Source organism: Vibrio sp. 1167, from assembly GCF_033340375.1.
Lineage (GTDB): Bacteria > Pseudomonadota > Gammaproteobacteria > Enterobacterales > Vibrionaceae > Vibrio > Vibrio alginolyticus.
In genome coordinates this window covers 17,308-34,577 of the sequence record NZ_JAWOWK010000016.1, presented here as the reverse complement: position 1 = coordinate 34,577, position 17,270 = coordinate 17,308, and the positions used below count along the sequence as shown (strand labels likewise).

General features: G+C 46.9%; 15 protein-coding genes. 4 read left to right on the top strand and 11 right to left on the bottom strand.

Going from position 1 to position 17,270, the window contains the following annotated elements:
- Positions 1-43 precede the first annotated feature (43 nt).
- On the top strand, positions 44-820 hold the full coding sequence (locus R7Z78_RS21660; RefSeq protein ID WP_005378944.1) for a transporter substrate-binding domain-containing protein: 777 nt from the start codon (positions 44-46) through the stop codon (positions 818-820).
- Positions 821-864: 44 nt separating this feature from the next.
- Here R7Z78_RS21660 and punC read toward each other — a convergent pair whose 3' ends face one another.
- The gene (punC, locus tag R7Z78_RS21655) at positions 865-2,070 is read right to left on the bottom strand and encodes a purine nucleoside transporter PunC (RefSeq protein ID WP_005378946.1); all 1,206 of its coding nucleotides are present in this window, start codon (positions 2,068-2,070) and stop codon (positions 865-867) included.
- 152 nt (positions 2,071-2,222) lie between these two features.
- On the opposite strand from punC, the gene punR reads away from it, so the two are divergent.
- A complete protein-coding gene (gene punR / locus R7Z78_RS21650) occupies positions 2,223-3,125 on the top strand; it encodes a DNA-binding transcriptional activator PunR (protein ID WP_104975719.1) in 903 nt (300 codons plus the stop codon).
- Between the two features lie 54 nt (positions 3,126-3,179).
- Here punR and ilvA read toward each other — a convergent pair whose 3' ends face one another.
- The 5 genes from ilvA to ilvG are packed head-to-tail and all read right to left on the bottom strand — an operon-like array spanning position 3,180 to position 9,479.
- Entirely contained in the window at positions 3,180-4,727 is a 1,548-nt protein-coding gene (gene ilvA, locus R7Z78_RS21645) for a threonine ammonia-lyase, biosynthetic (RefSeq protein WP_017635600.1), read from the bottom strand.
- Between the two features lie 2 nt (positions 4,728-4,729).
- The gene (gene ilvD, locus R7Z78_RS21640; RefSeq protein WP_005383859.1) at positions 4,730-6,571 is read right to left on the bottom strand and encodes a dihydroxy-acid dehydratase; all 1,842 of its coding nucleotides are present in this window, start codon (positions 6,569-6,571) and stop codon (positions 4,730-4,732) included.
- Between the two features lie 14 nt (positions 6,572-6,585).
- Positions 6,586-7,524, bottom strand: coding sequence for a branched-chain-amino-acid transaminase (ilvE, locus tag R7Z78_RS21635; protein ID WP_025768922.1), 939 nt, complete (start codon positions 7,522-7,524; stop codon positions 6,586-6,588).
- Between the two features lie 12 nt (positions 7,525-7,536).
- Positions 7,537-7,821: an acetolactate synthase 2 small subunit gene (gene ilvM / locus R7Z78_RS21630; RefSeq protein WP_005378958.1), complete on the bottom strand. Its 285-nt coding sequence runs from the start codon at positions 7,819-7,821 to the stop codon at positions 7,537-7,539.
- 11 nt (positions 7,822-7,832) lie between these two features.
- Positions 7,833-9,479, bottom strand: coding sequence for an acetolactate synthase 2 catalytic subunit (ilvG, locus tag R7Z78_RS21625; RefSeq protein WP_005378960.1), 1,647 nt, complete (start codon positions 9,477-9,479; stop codon positions 7,833-7,835).
- Between the two features lie 465 nt (positions 9,480-9,944).
- On the opposite strand from ilvG, the gene R7Z78_RS21620 reads away from it, so the two are divergent.
- On the top strand, positions 9,945-11,468 hold the full coding sequence (locus tag R7Z78_RS21620; protein WP_005383862.1) for a YifB family Mg chelatase-like AAA ATPase: 1,524 nt from the start codon (positions 9,945-9,947) through the stop codon (positions 11,466-11,468).
- Positions 11,469-11,523: 55 nt separating this feature from the next.
- Here the strand turns inward: R7Z78_RS21620 and R7Z78_RS21615 are convergent, their stop codons facing one another.
- The gene (locus tag R7Z78_RS21615; RefSeq protein WP_104975718.1) at positions 11,524-12,480 is read right to left on the bottom strand and encodes a DUF2860 domain-containing protein; all 957 of its coding nucleotides are present in this window, start codon (positions 12,478-12,480) and stop codon (positions 11,524-11,526) included.
- A gap of 149 nt (positions 12,481-12,629) precedes the next feature.
- On the opposite strand from R7Z78_RS21615, the gene R7Z78_RS21610 reads away from it, so the two are divergent.
- Positions 12,630-13,508, top strand: a complete 879-nt coding sequence (locus R7Z78_RS21610) for an acyltransferase (RefSeq protein ID WP_017821568.1) — start codon at positions 12,630-12,632, stop codon at positions 13,506-13,508.
- A 46-nt stretch (positions 13,509-13,554) separates the two neighbouring features.
- On the opposite strand, the gene R7Z78_RS21605 is transcribed toward R7Z78_RS21610, so the two are convergent.
- From R7Z78_RS21605 to R7Z78_RS21590, 4 genes are all read right to left on the bottom strand, one after another.
- Entirely contained in the window at positions 13,555-14,157 is a 603-nt protein-coding gene (locus R7Z78_RS21605; RefSeq protein ID WP_005379036.1) for a thiol:disulfide interchange protein DsbA/DsbL, read from the bottom strand.
- A gap of 34 nt (positions 14,158-14,191) precedes the next feature.
- Positions 14,192-15,178, bottom strand: a complete 987-nt coding sequence (locus R7Z78_RS21600; RefSeq protein WP_104976032.1) for a serine/threonine protein kinase — start codon at positions 15,176-15,178, stop codon at positions 14,192-14,194.
- Between the two features lie 53 nt (positions 15,179-15,231).
- The gene (ccoG, locus tag R7Z78_RS21595; RefSeq protein WP_017821570.1) at positions 15,232-16,653 is read right to left on the bottom strand and encodes a cytochrome c oxidase accessory protein CcoG; all 1,422 of its coding nucleotides are present in this window, start codon (positions 16,651-16,653) and stop codon (positions 15,232-15,234) included.
- A gap of 308 nt (positions 16,654-16,961) precedes the next feature.
- Entirely contained in the window at positions 16,962-17,228 is a 267-nt protein-coding gene (locus R7Z78_RS21590) for a YihD family protein (protein WP_005379040.1), read from the bottom strand.
- Between the last annotated feature and the right edge of the window lie 42 nt (positions 17,229-17,270).

The window sequence follows — 17,270 nt, the reverse complement described above, 5'->3', positions numbered from 1 at the left end:
AATTATTAAACCGTATAAGGTCATTATTTTTAAGGGAATAAAAATGAGAAAGATTTTACTAGTGCTAGGAATGTGTTTGCTTGCTGCGACTCAAGTCGCTCACGCTGAAAGCCGTCTTCAATCCATTTTAGACAATGGCGTACTCCGAGTTGGAACGACGGGAGATTGGAATCCGATGACGATGAAAGACCCCGCGACAAACAGTTATCGTGGCTTCGATATCGATGTAACAACAGAACTTGCTAAAGATCTCGGTGTAAAAGTGGAGTATGTTCCCACGGATTGGAAGACGCTAGTTAATGGCATTACCGCCAACAAATACGATATTACTGGCAGCGCATCTCTGAACATGTCGCGCGCGAAAGTAGCTGGATATAGCCAGCCATATTTCTACCTTGCCTTTGTACCTGTGGTGCAAAAGAAAGATCTCGCCAAATTCTCTGATTGGGCGGATTTTAATAAACCAGAAGTAAAAGTCGCGGCGACGTTAGGTACGGTACAAGAAAAAATGGTGAAAGAGTTCTTCCCGTCTGCTCAGCATATTGTTATTGAAGCGCCAGCGCGCGACTTCCAAGAACTACTAGCTCGCAGGGCCGATGTATCGGTGACGTCCAATGTGGAAGCTGCGACGTTGGTGGACAAGTTTAAACAGTTGGCGATAGTGCCAGTGACCGCACCGCGTAAACCAACCCCAATTGCTATGTTGTTGCCGCAAGACGATCAAGTATGGATTAATTACATCAATCACTGGGTTGAGTTGAAAAAGACTCAAGGCTTTTTTAAGCAGACCGCCAAGAAGTGGGGGTTGAAAAGCTTATAAACAGAAAGAGCCGCATTGCGCGGCTCTTTTTATTATTTGAACGATTAAAGTTCGTCTTCACTCACGACTCGGGCGTTGTCAGGAGTCGTAAAGTGCTTGGATAATTCGCGATTCGACAGAATATATCCCATCCACAGCCCACCCATACAGATGATGATTGCGATGCCAGTAACCATCTGAGCTTGGCTTGCCATTGCGGCTACCAATGCACTTGAGAAGCTACTTACACAGATTTGCAGGCTGTTTTGCAGACCTGCTGCTGTTGCAGGGCTCTGTTGTGCGCTGGCCAGTGCACGGTTTACCACGATTGGGTACAGCGCGCCGTTAGCGACGGCAATCAAACAGAATGGCGCAAGAATAGGCCAAATCGATGACAGCTCCCACTGTGAAGCAATGAAAATCATTAATGCCGCGACACTAAATAGGCCAATCAGTTGGCGTAGAACCTTTTCATCACCAAATTTTCGAACGCCTACTTTACCTAAGTAGCCACCAGCCATAAACGCGATGGTTTGTGGGATAAAGCTCAAACCAATATCTTTTGCTTCGTAGCCCAGTTGCGCCATGATTTCTGGCATCCCAGTTAGGTAAGCAAAGAATGCAGCTGAAGCCGTCGCAAACATAAACACGTTGCCAAGGTATTTTTTAGAACTCAGCAGCGCTTTGATGTCGGCAGACATACTGGTTTGTTTGATTTCTGCTTTCTCGTCTTTTTGTGCCATGGTCGCAAAGACCAAAAAGACACCAACCAGTGTTAGCGTAATAAAGATACTGTGCCAGCCGAAGTTATCTGCCAACACAACCCCTAATTGAGGTGCTAGTGCTGGTGATAGCGCGACGAGTGGCATGATTGTCGCAAAAATTTGTTGGCTACTGCTTGAGTAGCGCTTAATGACCATAGCCTGCCAGATCACGGCTGGTGCACACACACCGATAGCTTGGATAAAGCGCAGTGTGAGTAGTTGCCATACTTGATCACAGAAAGCCAAACCGAATGACGCGATAGTAAATAGCACCAACCCGGCTGCGAGTGTATTACGATGGCCAAATTTATCGGATGCCAATCCCCACATTAGTTGACCAATCGCCATACCAACGAGGAATACCGTTAAAGAGAGCGCAATTTGCTCAGGGCCTGTTGCAAAGTCGATTTCCATCGCTTTGAATGCTGGCAGATACATATCGGTAGCAACGAAGCCAAGCATCGATAATGCTGCCAGATAAATGAGCTGTAGTTTTGAGATTTTCATGATTCAACCAGTCAAATTATTTAATCATTTTTTAATCAACATCAGTTGGCGCCAACCCTGATTTATTTACCTTATTATTCTATTTTTCGATTTTGATAAAATAAAACGCTAAAATTGTTGGTTATCAATCAAATTTTTTGAAAGGTTAAATCATGTTCTCTAAAGCGTCTTTGGAAATGCTGGATACGGTTGCCCGTTTAGGCAGTTTCACCGCTGCGGCTGATGTATTGCATAAAGTCCCCTCAGCCATCAGCTATGGAGTAAGGCAGGTCGAGCAAGATTTAGATGTGGTGCTGTTTCGACGTTTACCAAGGAAAGTTGAGCTAACTCCAGCGGGTGAACTTTTTATGGCCGAGGCGCGCTCTTTGCTGCGTCAAATGGAAGAGGTGAAAGCACAAACGCGGCGAGCGGCTCAAGGATGGAAAAGCACGTTAAAGCTGACCTTAGATAACGTGGTGAAGTTAGAAAAACTCAAACCTTTGGTGGAAGATTTTTATCGCGAGTTTGAATTTGCTGAATTGCAGATCAATATGGAGGTCTTCAATGGTTCTTGGGAAGCCATAGCACAAGGTCGAGCCGACATTGTCGTTGGCGCGACATCTGCGGTTCCCGTTGGGGGAGATTTTGAAGTCAAAGATATGGGCGTATTAGATTGGGCATTTGTAATGTCACCCGCTCATCCTTGCGTTAGACAACAAGTGCTTACTGAAGAGTTTGTGAGTCAATTTCCGGCGATCTGTCTTGATGATACTTCGAACGTGCTGCCAAAACGCCATACTGGCCATTATCCGCAACAGCGCCGATTATTATTGCCCAATTGGTATAGTGCGATTGAATGTTTAAAAAATGGGGTGGGCGTGGGTTACATGCCACGTCATATTGCAACACCCTTAATCAATGATGGTGTGCTGGTGGAGAAGGTCATGCCGGATGATAAACCGCTCAGTCACTGCTGCTTAGTATGGCGCAAAGATGATAATCATAAATTGATCCAGTGGATGGTGGACTATCTTGGGTCGCCTAATCAGCTACATAAAGATTGGTTACAGTCATAAAAAACACCTCGCTAATGCGAGGTGTTGTCTTTGATATATTTGAAATGTGGCGTTTTATGACAAGAAAAACTTATACGATGGGTTGTCTGTCTCGTCTTTGCATTGATAGCCAAGTTCACGTAAATGTGCTGAAAACTGAGCTAAATCGCTTTCATCTAACTCGAAACCACATAAAACACGTCCGTAGTCAGCGCCGTGGTTACGGTAGTTGAACAAGCTGATATTCCAATGAGTACCGAGTGTGCTTAAGAACTTGAGTAGCGCTCCCGGATATTCTGGGAATTCAAAGCTGTATAGGCGCTCTTTAAGCGGCTTAGACGGCTTACCACCAATCATGTAGCGCACGTGCAGCTTCGCCATTTCATCATCAGACAAATCAACCACTGGGTAGCCACCATCACGTAAGTCGTGAATGATATGTTCTAGCTCTTCCTGACCGCCTTGCAAACGCACACCGACAAAGATATTTGCCAATGCGTCATCGTTGTAGCGGTAGTTAAACTCTGTCACGGCACGGCCGCCAATGAGGTTACAGAACTCAAAGAAAGCACCTTGACGCTCAGGGATGGTGACGGCAAGCAGACCTTCACGTTTTTCACCAAGCTCGCAGCGTTCAGAAACATAACGCAGACCGTGGAAGTTGGTGTTTGCACCAGACAGTACAGTTCCTAGATTCTTACCTTGCAATTTGTTTTGCTCAGCAAACTTCTTCAAACCTGCCAGAGCAAGTGCGCCCGAAGGCTCAGCAATGGCGCGAGTGTCTTCAAAGATGTCTTTTACGGCTGCGCAGATTTCATCGCTAGAGACGGCAATATGGCCATCAATGTACTTTTGGCATAGACGGAAAGTCTCTTCGCCAATGCGTTTTACAGCGACGCCATCGGCAAACATGCTGACTTGGTCTAGTACCACTGGTTCACCAGCATCCAGCGCGGCTTTAAGACAAGATGAGTCTTCAGGTTCAACTGCAATCACTTTGATTTCTGGCATCAGTTGCTTCACAAGTACCGCAACACCGGCAGCCAAACCGCCACCACCGACAGGGACGAAGATGTAATCAAGGTGACCATTTTGCTGCAGCATTTCCATGCCTATGGTGCCTTGACCTGCAATCACCAGTGGGTGATCGAAAGGAGGGACAAATGTGTACCCATGCAGATCAGAAAGGCGTTCCGCTTCCGCTTTTGCCTCATCAAAGTTGCTGCCGTGCAGCACTACATTGCCACCGAAGCCACGTACCGCATCGACTTTGATGTCTGGTGTGGTTTTGGGCATCACGATGGTGGTCTTGATGCCTAGCTTAGTACCAGAGAGCGCCATGCCTTGAGCGTGGTTACCTGCCGATGCTGCAATGACACCAGCGGCTTTTTGTGCTTCAGATAAACTCGCCACCATGTTGTATGCACCGCGCAATTTGAACGAGTGTACGGGTTGGCGATCTTCACGCTTGATCTGCACGTTATTCCCGATACGTGCAGATAAACGAGGCATTTCTTGCAGTGGCGTCACTGTTGCTACTTCATAAACAGGTGCGCGAAGGATTTGGCGCAGATAATCTGCGCCAGTTTGGTTCACTTGTTTTTCGGGTTGAGCTTCCATCATTGCTAGCCCTCTAGCTTCGACTTGTCTCGTACTGCACCCTTGTCAGCACTGGTTGCCATACTCGCGTACGCTTTGAGTGCAAATGAAACTTCACGTTGGCGGTCAACTGGTTTCCAGCCTAACTCGTCTTGTTTTGCACGGCGCTCAGCAAGTTCTTGTTCAGACACTTGGAGTGAAATTGAACGGTTTGGAATATCAATTGCGATCATATCGCCTTCTTTTACCAGGCCAATTGCACCGCCGTTTGCTGCTTCAGGAGAGGCGTGACCGATTGACAGACCTGATGTGCCGCCAGAGAAACGGCCGTCAGTCAGAAGTGCACACTCTTTGCCAAGGCCCATCGATTTTAGATAAGTGGTTGGGTAAAGCATTTCTTGCATGCCCGGACCACCTTTAGGGCCTTCGTAACGGATAACAACCACGTCGCCTGCTTTTACTTTGCCACCCAAGATGCCTTCTACGGCGTCTTCTTGGCTTTCAAATACCACGGCTGGACCAGTGAACTTATGGATGCTCTCATCAACACCAGCAGTCTTAACGATACAACCATCTAATGCGATGTTGCCTGATAGAACGGCTAGACCACCTTCTTGGCTAAAGGCATGATCGATAGTACGAATACAACCTTCCGCACGGTCGTCATCAAGGCGATCCCAGCGGCAATCTTGTGAGAACGCTTGAGTAGTACGAATACCCGCGGGACCTGCGCGGTAGAACTTAAGTACTTCTTCGTCTTCAGTTTGGATGATGTCGTATTTCGCCAGCTGCTCTTTCATCGAAAGGCCAAGCACGGTGCGCGCATCATTGTGTAGAAGACCTGCACGATCTAACTCACCAAGAATTGCCATGACGCCACCAGCGCGGTGTACGTCTTCCATGTGATATTTCTGGGTAGATGGTGCCACTTTACATAGGTGTGGTACTTGGCGTGATAGGCGATCGATATCTTCCATATCGAAATCCACTTCACCTTCTTGCGCTGCAGCCAACAGGTGCAAAATGGTGTTGGTTGAGCCACCCATTGCAATATCCAGTGCCATCGCATTTTCGAACGCATCAAACGTAGCGATGTTGCGTGGCAGTGCTGATTCGTCATCTTGCTCGTAGTAACGACGAGTCAGTTCAACGATGCGACGACCTGCATTAAGGAACAGTTGTTCACGGTCAGCGTGCGTTGCCAGCATAGAACCGTTACCTGGTTGAGAAAGACCCAGTGCTTCCGTTAGACAGTTCATTGAGTTTGCAGTGAACATGCCTGAACACGATCCACACGTTGGACATGCGCTGCGTTCGATCTGCTCGCTTTGCTCATCAGACACTTTTGGATCCGCGCCTTGGATCATCGCATCTACAAGGTCTAGTTTGATGATCTGATCAGAAAGCTTGGTTTTACCCGCTTCCATTGGACCACCAGAAACAAAGATAACCGGGATGTTGAGACGCATAGATGCCATCAACATTCCCGGAGTGATTTTGTCACAGTTAGAGATACATACCATGGCATCGGCACAGTGCGCGTTGACCATGTACTCCACAGAGTCTGCGATCAGTTCGCGTGAAGGCAGTGAGTACAGCATGCCGCCGTGACCCATTGCGATACCATCATCAACCGCGATGGTGTTGAATTCTTTCGCAATACCGCCAGCTTTTTCGATTTCGCGTGCTACAAGCTGACCCATGTCTTTCAGGTGTACGTGACCCGGAACAAATTGAGTAAACGAGTTTACAACGGCGATGATTGGTTTACCGAAGTCTTCTTCTTTCACGCCCGTTGCACGCCACAGCGCGCGTGCCCCCGCCATGTTACGACCATGTGTGGTGGTAGCTGATCTATATTTTGGCATTTCTTAAATCCTTCTTACTTCTGTTCTGGGTACACATAGTCTAACCAGCCCCACTTATCTTCCGTGGTGCCGTCAAATAGGCCAAAGTAGGCTGCTTGTAGTTCTTTAGTGATTGGGCCGCGTTTACCTGTGCCTACTTCAATTTTGTCGATGGTTGCCACTGGTACAATCTCAGCCGCAGTACCGGTCATGAAGACTTCATCGGCAAGGTAAAGGGCTTCACGAGCAATGTTCGCCTCACGTACTTTGTAGCCTTTATCGCGTGCAATTGTCATGATCGAGTCACGAGTGATGCCCGGTAGAATCGCGCTAGTTGCTGGTGGTGTGGTGATTACGCCATCTTTGATAACGAAGATGTTTTCACCAGCCCCTTCCGATAGGTAACCATCTACGCTTAGCGCAATACCTTCGTCGTAACCGTGACGACGCGCTTCACCACCAACCAGTAGTGAAGATAGGTAGTTACCGCCTGCTTTAGCCGCAGTTGGGATGGTGTTTGGCGCAGCGCGGTTCCAGCTTGAAATCATCGCATCGACACCTTTTTCTAGCGCTTCTTCGCCTAAGTAAGAGCCCCAAGGAAATGCTGCAATGATTAGATCCATCTCAGTGCCAACTGGTGGACATACGCCTAAGCCAACATTACCGACAAAACCCAATGGACGAATGTAAGCGCTGTCGAGTTTGTTTTGGCGCAGTGTTTCGCGGGTCGCTTCCATGATTTCCTCTACAGAGAAAGGGATCGGAAAGCGGTAAATCTTGGCGGAATCTTTTAAACGTTGTGCATGCTCACGGTGACGGAAGACTATTGGGCCTTTTGGTGTGTTGTAACAGCGCACGCCTTCAAACACGGATGTGCCATAGTGCATTGCGTGAGTCAGAACGTGAACGTTCGCCTCTGCCCATGGAACCATCTCACCATTAAACCAAATGAAATCTGCAGTTTTCGTTGCCATTTGTTGCCTTCCTTATGCACTTACGTGTTGTTGTAAGTTGTGATTTGGCAGTTCATCGTTGCGGATTTTTAGCACCTCAACCTTACGAACGTCCCACAACTTCTCTATTTGATTGATCAAAAACGAGATTGGTCGATCGCTGTCGACGATGATCTCGACGCTGGCTACTTTGCTTTCGTGGTTTTGCGTAGCAGCGACTTGTTTGATCACGAAGCCTCGGTGACGAATCACACGTAGAACGCGCTCCAACAGTACCGGTTTGTCATCGGCTTTGATGTCGAGTAAATATCTGTCCATGCGATTGTCTCCTATGTATTTTCCAACATATCACTGTTTGATGCGCCAGGTGGCACCAATGGCCACACGTTTTCTTCTTCATCAATCAAAACGTGAAGCATGTAAGAAGTTTCACTCGCTAGCATCTCTTTGAGAGCAGGTTCGACTTCTTCTTTCTTGGTGATGGTTTTGCCCGGGATATCGAACGCTTTTGCTAACATCACGAAATCTGGGTTGTCATCAAGAATGGTTTCACTGTGGCGACCGTCAAAGAACAATGACTGCCATTGGCGAACCATGCCAAGACGTTGGTTATTAAGAAGGACAATCTTCACTGGAATCTGCCGACGCTTCAGCGTGCCCAATTCCTGAACGTTCATCATAAATGAACCGTCACCTGTAATAAGGATAGACTGATCATCAGGACGTGCGACTGCAGCGCCCATCGCTGCTGGCAAGCCAAAGCCCATGGTGCCAAGGCCAGCAGAAGTGATAAAATTTTGTGGTTCGCGTGGCTGGATATGTTGCGCTGCCCACATCTGATGCTGACCGACGTCGGTCGAGACAATTGAGCTATCTGGCATCATGTCAGACAGTTGTTTAAGCAATAGCGGTGCGTAGATTAACTCGCCTGGGTGGTCGTAACGCCACTTAAAGCCGCTGCGCAGACTTTCACTGTGATGAACCCACGGTGAGATATCTTGAGTCAGCTCTAGCTGAGGAAGAATGGTGTTGATGTCGCCACGTAATGGTGCGTTGGCGTGGCGCAGTTTATGAATCTCCGCAGCATCAATGTCGATGTGAATCACTTTCGCATTTGGTGCAAACGTATCGAGCTTACCCGTCACACGGTCATCAAAACGCGCGCCAACCACGATCAATAGATCGGCTTCTTGAACCACTAGGTTGGCGGCTTTGGTGCCATGCATACCCAACATACCAAGATAGTGAGGATCATGGCGTTCAATGGTACCGAGACCTTTTAATGTGCTAACTGCAGGCATTGGGTTTAAGCGAAGAAATTCGCGTACTGCATCGGTTGCTTTCGCAAGTTGCACGCCACCACCAACATACAACACTGGGCGAGTAGATGCTGCCAGCACATCTTGCGCACGTTTGATATCTTCAGCGCTGACATCTTCGATTGCTGGTGCTATGTATGGAGGAAGAAGGTCTGTAGGTGCTTGAGCGAGTTGAACGTCTTTGGCGATATCGACAATGACAGGACCCGGACGACCGGTTTTTGCGACCTCAAAGGCTTCGGCAAGTGTCGGAGCTAGATCTTCAATTTCGGTCACGAGATAGCTGTGCTTAGTACAGGCTAGGGACATTCCGATCACATCCATTTCTTGGAATGCATCGGTACCGATATGAGAGCTAGCAACCTGGCCTGTGATGGCAACTAGAGGTACGGAGTCAAGGAAAGCGTCGGCAAGGCCGGTAACAAGGTTAGTGGCTCCTGGGCCAGAAGTTGCCATGCACACAGCAACGTCTTGAGTGGAACGAGCCATCCCGATAGCTGCCATAGCGGCCCCTTGCTCGTGACGGCATAGGATGTGTTCCACCCCACCGTCATACAAAGCATCATAGATTGGCATGATGGCCCCGCCGGGGTAGCCAAAAACGGTTTCGATGCCTTGCTGTCTTAAAGCGGCTACGACAAGTTGTGCACCAGTCATCGTAAACCTCCTTTGCTACGTTGTGGCTCGTAGCGATTGCCATATTTATTGCACTTCATGTGCACTCCCATTCTTCCCGTTAAACTGTCCGAGGGTTAGACAGATGACAACTTGTAGTTGTAAAAAAACCCCCGGACTTTTCAGTGCGGGGGTTTTTTGTAATTTGTGGTTACCTTTCGCCCACAATACCCCGCGCGGTGCCAATAATGACCACGATAATCAGGGCTAGCAGTGCGTTGATATGAGCGAAAAGGTTCATCTGTCTGTCGTTCTTTTTTCGTTAAAAAATGTTGTGTAATGTTCTACGAAATTGTTTGCGTCATTAGTGGTATCACACAATTCCGCTGCATGACAAGCAAAAAGTCATTCTTTTTTCACATTAACTCTCAATTGGGACGCGGTATATAACATAACCAACTAGATAAAACATTTGTTTACAGAGTGTTCAAAAAAATTGAGGAACGTATGGGGCTGGCAATCATTCATAGTCGAGCAAGCGTCGGGGTGCAAGCGCCATCGGTTAGTGTAGAAGTTCATATCAGCAACGGCATGCCAGGGTTTACCTTAGTAGGCTTGCCAGAGACAACGGTAAAAGAGTCCAAAGATCGCGTACGCAGTGCGATCATTAATTCTAACTTTCAATTTCCTGCTAAGCGGATCACCGTGAACTTGGCTCCGGCAGATCTACCCAAGGAGGGAGGGCGTTTTGATCTTCCTATTGCATTGGGAATTTTGGCCGCTTCAGAGCAAATCGCGACAGATAAGCTCAAAAACTACGAATTTGTTGGTGAGTTGGCGCTATCTGGTGGTCTAAGACCTGTAAAAGGTGTGCTGCCTGCTGCGCTGGAAGCCAGTAAGATTCAACGTCATTTGGTCGTCCCACATGTGAATGGCGATCAGGCGGCGCTAGTGGGGAAGGAACAACATAAATCGGCCCAATCATTACTGGAAGTATGTGCCGAGCTTTGTGGTCAACATCGACTGAATCTTTTTCAAACGCCTAAGCGAAAAACGATCGAAAAACATGGTCGAGACTTACAAGATATTATTGGCCAACAACAAGGTAAGCGAGCACTGGAGATTGCTGCCGCTGGAAACCACAACTTACTTTTCCTTGGCCCGCCAGGTACTGGAAAAACGATGTTGGCTTCGCGTTTGTGTGACTTATTACCGGAAATGAGTGACGAAGAAGCAATGGAAACCGCTTCGGTGGCATCGTTGACTCAGAGTGAAATTAATGAGCATAACTGGAAGTCGCGTCCGTTTCGTTCTCCGCATCATTCAAGTTCAATGGCGGCATTAGTCGGCGGTGGTTCGGTACCCAGACCAGGGGAGATCTCTTTAGCCCACAACGGGTTATTGTTTCTCGATGAAATGCCCGAATTTGATCGTAAAGTTCTAGACTCGTTACGCGAACCGCTCGAATCTGGCGAGATCATTATCTCTCGAGCGCAAGGTAAAACACGCTTTCCGGCTCGCTTCCAATTAGTTGGAGCATTGAACCCAAGCCCGACAGGATATTACGAAGGCAATCAAGCGCGCACCAATCCACAAGCTATTTTGCGCTACCTTGGTCGATTATCTGGACCACTGTTAGATCGCTTTGATATGTCTTTAGAAATCCCAGCTTTGCCCAAAGGGACATTAGCAGAAGGAGGTGATCGTGGTGAGCCGACTGCTATCGTAAAAGCGCGTGTGAGCCATGCGCGTAACAATATGCTAAACCGCAGTGGTAAGGTCAATGCACTGCTAGGTAGTCGAGAAATTGAGGCGTTTTGTCCCTTGCATAAGAGTGATGCTGAGTTTCTTGAAACCGCTTTGCATCGTTTAGGGCTCTCGATTCGTGCGTATCATCGTATTATCAAAGTGGCGCGAACAATCGCCGATCTGGATGGGGCGGAGCAAATTGAACGAACGCACTTGGCCGAGGCACTTGGGTATCGAGCGATGGACCGTTTACTGAAACAGCTTACGGCGCAAGCGGTATAGACAGCAAAGTGTCATCGCAACAAGTGTTGTGAGCGCCTTGTTGCGATGAAGGACGTTAGAAGGTGTAGTTGAGACCAAGTGACAATAGGTACTCTTTCTCCTCATAAAACGTGATATTCGAGTCAGTTTGGCTATAGCCGGCTAAAGAAATGAACGACCAGTCTTGCCAGTCAAATACGTTTTGATATTCGTAGGCCGCAAATAGGCTGATGGTGTCGTCATTTCGTGTTTTAGCAAAAGTTTGGCTAGCGGCTTGATAGTCTTTCCATGCGTAACCCGCGGTGAGAGCCAATCGATGGCGATTGATAAATTTAAACCAGCTGATGTCAAACCCGTACGAATCAAATGATTCCGCCTTACCGTCGGCATCTTGATTGATGTAGGTGAAAGCGGGTTGCAACATAGACGTTTGGTTGAGTGGAATGCGATAGTCGCCTTTGACGTAGTAAAGGTTAGCATCGCGAGCAAGTGAGCGGTCGGTCACTGCCTCCTGCTCGATGTCTTTATCAGCATAAGCAAGATCAAGGTTGAAGTTCTTATCAATCAACCCTTTGATCTGAAAGCGATACGCATTGCCGTCAACATCCGTCTCTTTACGTGCGGTTCCTACTTGATAAGGGTTGCGCCAAGTTTCGCCTTTGAGTACCGTCGGCAGATAGGAAACATCGAGCACGGTGCCAGATTGTAGCTCGTGTTGATAGCCCAACTGAAAAGCGAGTGTACCTACCGCGACATCTGAGCGTGTGGTACCGGCGTAAACTTGGTGGTTGAGTCGGCTACCAAAGGTGTATGTCACACTCCCTAGCGGTGCAGCGATAACGGAACTGTCACTATCGGCACGCTTATCGAGAGAATCGATGGTGTTACTATTTTCTGTATTGAAATTGGATTCTGATGATATGAATCCGGCATTCAGCGAAATTTCACCGCCAAAACCTGCGGTTTCAGCGAGTTGAGCCTGAGCAGAACTGACGACAAAGGCCAAAGGCAAGAGAAGTAGCCTTGGTTTCATTCGTTATCTCCTTGTTGTCGAATGAGTGGTGCACATATTGGTTGCGGTAACAAATCTGACCATTTCCACGCATGTTCCAATGTGGCAAAGGCGCAGTATAATTACACGCTGTTTTATTCTTCACACATTATCACTGTTGTTTGACTATCATGTTGGCATATTTGTTATTTTTTTTTAACGCTTCTTTTGTGATTCTCAATTCTGCGGTTTGTTCACTCGCAATTTGTGTTATCGCTGTATTTAAAATATTGCTTCCTGGCGTAAAGCTAAAAGCGATAGCGACCGTTTGTGCCAATAAGGTGATGTGGTTATGGGCTACCGTTAATGCGTGCATTCTGGCGGTATCTAACCGTGTTGAGTGGGATGTTCAGGGCGGTGAAGCGCTTAAAAAAGACGGGTGGTATCTGCTGATCAGTAATCATCTCAGTTGGACAGATATTGTTGTGCTTTGCTGCGTGTTTAAAGACCGTATTCCCATGCCGAAGTTTTTCCTCAAGCAACAACTGCTGTATGTGCCTTTCATCGGGATGGCGTGTTGGGCGCTCGACATGCCATTTATGCGTCGCTATTCGCGAGAGTATCTGATCCGCAATCCTCATAAGCGAGGTCAAGATTTAGAAACGACACGTCGCTCGTGCGCTAAATTCAAACACACTCCAACCACAGTGGTTAACTATGTCGAAGGAACCCGATTTACCGAAGAAAAGCAGCGTAAGAGTAAAGCAAACTATCAATATTTGCTGCAACCAAAATCGGGCGGGATTGCGTACACGTTAGCGGCGATGGGGGAACAGTTCGAGAGCATTATCGACGTTACGTTGGCGTACCCAGAAAATACGCATAAACCGTTCAAGGATTTATTGATGGGCCGCATGAGCAAGGTGGTTGTGCGTGTAAATGTGTTACCCGTTGATGAAAGAGTGCTTGGTGATTACTTCAACGATAAGCCCTATAAGCGGCAATTTCAACAATGGCTGAGTGATGTGTGGCAAGAAAAAGATCGGTTACTACAAGAGATTTACAAGTAAACAAAAGGGGAGCGACGTGCTCCCCTTTTGATTGATATCGATGTGCTTATTTTAGTGTCAGCAAGTAGTTCACCAGAGAGAAGTACTCATCCATCGTTTTGATGCTTTGTGCTTGAACTAGGTATTTGTTGTTAACGATAACCGCAGGAACGCCGGTTAGACCGCTGTTTTCAAATTGCTTGTCCATACGGCGAACCATTGAATCAACCGCGAAGCCTTTGAATGCAGAATCGAATTTTTTCGCATCTACACCTTCATCAAGGAAGATTTGACGAAGTTCTTCATCATTACGTGGTGCTTTCTTTAGATTGTGGATGCGGTTAAACATCACTGGCACCATTTTGTCTTCCACTTTTAATGCAACCATCGTTGCGTAGGCTTTGCTCATTGATGGGCCCATGTTGCCACCCATGAAAGAAACGTGGTTTTTTAATAGCTTAGTACCTTCTGGTAACTGCTTTTTCAGTTGCTGGATAACCGGTTCAAAGCTATTACAGTGCGGGCAGTAGAAAGAGAAAAACTCCGTCACAAGAGGTTTTTTTGATGCCTCAAGATCCAATACTTTGTAATGTTCACCTTCTTTGAATTGCGCTGCATGTGCCGACAGGCTTAACATCAGCATAGAAAACAGTGCGAACAGTTTTTTCATCGAAATATCTCCATTTTTGAATTTTTGGCCTGACTTACCACTGAGGCATTAAAGACAGCGGTGCTTCTTCTAAAGCGGCGATCTGCTCTTTAAATGCAAGGACCTGACCTTCCCAGTATTTTGGCTCATTAAACCATGGAAAAGCGAGAGGAAATGCAGGGTCATGCCAACGTTTTGCTAGCCATGCCATATAGTGCACCATTCGTAGACCGCGAAGTGGCTCGATTAGTTTCAATTCTGCAGGATTAAAGTCGCAAAACTCTTGGTAAGCCTCTAAAACAATATCCAACTGCATCAGTTTGTCTTGGCGTTCACCGTTCAATAGCATCCATAAGTCTTGTACTGCAGGGCCGTTACGAGCGTCATCCAAATCAACAAACATAGGGCCATCTCGCCACAAAATATTGCCTGGGTGGCAATCGCCATGCAAACGAATCATATTGAAACCTTCTTGCCAGTGGCTTTCAATTGATTTGATCAGCATATCCAAGTCATTGAAGAAGCTGTTCTCCAAGTGCATTGGAATCATATTGGCGTTTTGCAGAATCTCTCTTGGTTGATACAGGTATTCTTGTAAGCCGATCGTAGGGCGATGTTGGAAGGCTTGGCGGCTGCCGACTTTATGGATGCGGCCAAGGAAACGCCCTACACCTTCGAGCTGATCTAAATTGTCAACCTCGTATTGGCGACCACCCACGCTATCAAACAGCGCAAAAGCATAGCCTTGATAGTGATGCAGGGTTTCACCGTTGATGCGCACAGGTGGTGCGACGGGGATCTCATTGCCAATCAGCTCTAAAGTAAAGTCGTGTTCCTCTTGGATCTGTTCATTGCTCCAACGTTCAGGACGGTAAAACTTGACGACATAACGACGACGCTCTTCGTCAGTGAATTGATAAACACGGTTTTCGTAGCTATTGAGGGGAAGAAAGCCTGATTCTGCGCGAACGCCGATGCTTTCTAACGCGTACCACATAAAGTCTGGGGTAAGGGCGTCAAAGTTAAACATATTTTGGGACATATAAACAAAAAGGCTCATTACTGAGCCTTTTTCCGTTAGTCACTGAAGTAGCGCTATAGTTTTTTAATAAAACGGCTTTCTACTTCAATAGTGAATTCGTTGCTCTTATCGGTGAGTATAAACTGAATTGTCGTAATCGCAGAGTTTAGCTTGTCAGGATCGGCACCAAGACTCATTGGCAGGTTCAATACCTCACCTGGCTGGACCTGAATTGTCTGCTTACCATACCAGCTTACATCGGATAGCCCTTCAACATCCAACGAGTACTCTTGCACTTGCTGAGTTTTGTTGATCACCTTGAGGGTGTAGGTGTTTTCTACTTCTCCCGAGCCATTAACGCGGAACAGTTGGTTACGGTCGCGAATAACACTCATGCCGGCTGGGTCTACCGCTGCAATTTGGGCAAAGAAAAGACCGACCATGACGAGTAGTACGGCACCATAGCCTAACAGCTTCGGACGCATGACTTTGGTACTCTTACCCGATAAGCGATGCTCGGTGGTGTAACTAATTAAGCCTTTCTCGTAGCCCATGCGATCCATGGTGTTATCACACGCATCAATACAGGCGCCACAGTTGATACATTCATACTGCAAGCCGTCACGAATATCGATACCTGTTGGGCACACCTGCACACACAAATCACAATCAATACAATCACCCAAACCAAGTTGCTTTGGATCGGCTTTACGCGGACGTGGGCCACGTTTTTCCCCACGTTTTGCATCGTAGCCAACGATGAAGGTGTCTTTATCAAACATGGCAGACTGGAAGCGCGCGTAAGGACACATGTGAATACACATGATGGAACGCATCCAACCAGCATTACCATAGGTACAAATGGCAAAGAACATTACCCAAAAGACGGGCCAGAAGTTGGCGTTAAAGGTGAAAAAGTCGATAACCAATTGCTTCATTGGCACGAAGTAGCCAACAAAAGTAAAACCAGTGGCGAGTGCAATGGCAAACCAAGCTATATGTTTGACGGTTTTACGCATCGCTAAATTCGCCGTCAGCTTATTGGAGTCTTGTTTACGGCGTTTATTGGCACTACCTTCGAGCTTCTCTTCAAACCAGATATACATGAAGGTCCAGACGGTTTGTGGGCAGAGATAGCCACACCAAACTCGACCTAAGAAGGTGGTAATAAAGAACAACCCAAACGCCGCGATCACAAACAGCAAGGCGAGTAGGGTAAGATCTTGTGGGTACAACGTGGTACCGAAAAAGTTGAACTGCTGGTTGCCAATATCAAGCAAGATCGCTTGACGTTCACCGTAAGGGATCCACGGTATCAAAGCGAAGAGAAGCAGTAAAAACCAACCACCGTAACGACGCAGTTTCTGGTAAGTCCCTTTGCTTTCGCGTACATAGATGCGATTACTTGGGTTGAACCGATCCCCGTTTCCTTTATGGGTTTTGGGATTATAGGTTTTAGGAGTCACATCTTTGATATCGATCTTGTCCTGACTCATGCACTCATCCTTCTTAGGCTTTTATAATGTACGGCGTCATTTCTATTGATGTCGCTCGATGACATTGCTGCTCGTTCCGTCATAAAGATGACCGAACATAATTATTTTAGTAAATACTGATGAACGGCGATTATACAATCAATAACAATTCCGTTTCTTTAACGCAGTCAATGTTTAACAACAAAAATCAGTACAGTTAACCTGATAATTGGCTGAACAGTTATAACCAATTGTGGGACTAAAAACTTTGGTTATAAAAAAGCGACTCACAGAGAGAGTCGCTTAAAGAATACTGGCTGTTGAGCTAGTTATTTGATGATGCCACGAGCGCGTAGGATCGCCGTTTTAAAATCGTCCTCTTGGTCTTTTTTGAGTCCAGGGATCATTTCATCTTTGCTGCTATTACGCATTTTAAGGTGGTAGATCAGTACATCGTCGGTCAGATCTTCTAGCTTTCCTTTATAGCCTGCTTCTTTTGCCAGCTTAACGATGAACTGCAAGAGGTTCAGCTCTTGATCTTTATGCCATTCAGGCTCTAGTAGCTCAAGCAGCTCTTCAATGCGATGACACTTCATTTCTTTCTCCACAGAATTTATAGGTGTAATTAGCAGTAAAGG

Excerpts from the sequence above, each read along its gene's own strand:
- ilvE (WP_025768922.1), bottom strand. The coding sequence starts at position 7,524 with ATGGCAACGAAAACTGCAGATTTCATTTGGTTTAATGGTGAGATGGTT.
- R7Z78_RS21660 (WP_005378944.1), top strand. The coding sequence starts at position 44 with ATGAGAAAGATTTTACTAGTGCTAGGAATGTGTTTGCTTGCTGCGACT.
- R7Z78_RS21615 (WP_104975718.1), bottom strand. The coding sequence starts at position 12,480 with ATGAAACCAAGGCTACTTCTCTTGCCTTTGGCCTTTGTCGTCAGTTCT.
- R7Z78_RS21590 (WP_005379040.1), bottom strand. The coding sequence starts at position 17,228 with ATGAAGTGTCATCGCATTGAAGAGCTGCTTGAGCTACTAGAGCCTGAA.
- ilvG (WP_005378960.1), bottom strand. The coding sequence starts at position 9,479 with ATGACTGGTGCACAACTTGTCGTAGCCGCTTTAAGACAGCAAGGCATC.
- ilvM (WP_005378958.1), bottom strand. The coding sequence starts at position 7,821 with ATGGACAGATATTTACTCGACATCAAAGCCGATGACAAACCGGTACTG.
- ilvA (WP_017635600.1), bottom strand. The coding sequence starts at position 4,727 with ATGATGGAAGCTCAACCCGAAAAACAAGTGAACCAAACTGGCGCAGAT.
- punR (WP_104975719.1), top strand. The coding sequence starts at position 2,223 with ATGTTCTCTAAAGCGTCTTTGGAAATGCTGGATACGGTTGCCCGTTTA.
- R7Z78_RS21600 (WP_104976032.1), bottom strand. The coding sequence starts at position 15,178 with ATGTCCCAAAATATGTTTAACTTTGACGCCCTTACCCCAGACTTTATG.
- R7Z78_RS21610 (WP_017821568.1), top strand. The coding sequence starts at position 12,630 with ATGTTGGCATATTTGTTATTTTTTTTTAACGCTTCTTTTGTGATTCTC.
- punC (WP_005378946.1), bottom strand. The coding sequence starts at position 2,070 with ATGAAAATCTCAAAACTACAGCTCATTTATCTGGCAGCATTATCGATG.
- ccoG (WP_017821570.1), bottom strand. The coding sequence starts at position 16,653 with ATGAGTCAGGACAAGATCGATATCAAAGATGTGACTCCTAAAACCTAT.
- ilvD (WP_005383859.1), bottom strand. The coding sequence starts at position 6,571 with ATGCCAAAATATAGATCAGCTACCACCACACATGGTCGTAACATGGCG.
- R7Z78_RS21620 (WP_005383862.1), top strand. The coding sequence starts at position 9,945 with ATGGGGCTGGCAATCATTCATAGTCGAGCAAGCGTCGGGGTGCAAGCG.
- R7Z78_RS21605 (WP_005379036.1), bottom strand. The coding sequence starts at position 14,157 with ATGAAAAAACTGTTCGCACTGTTTTCTATGCTGATGTTAAGCCTGTCG.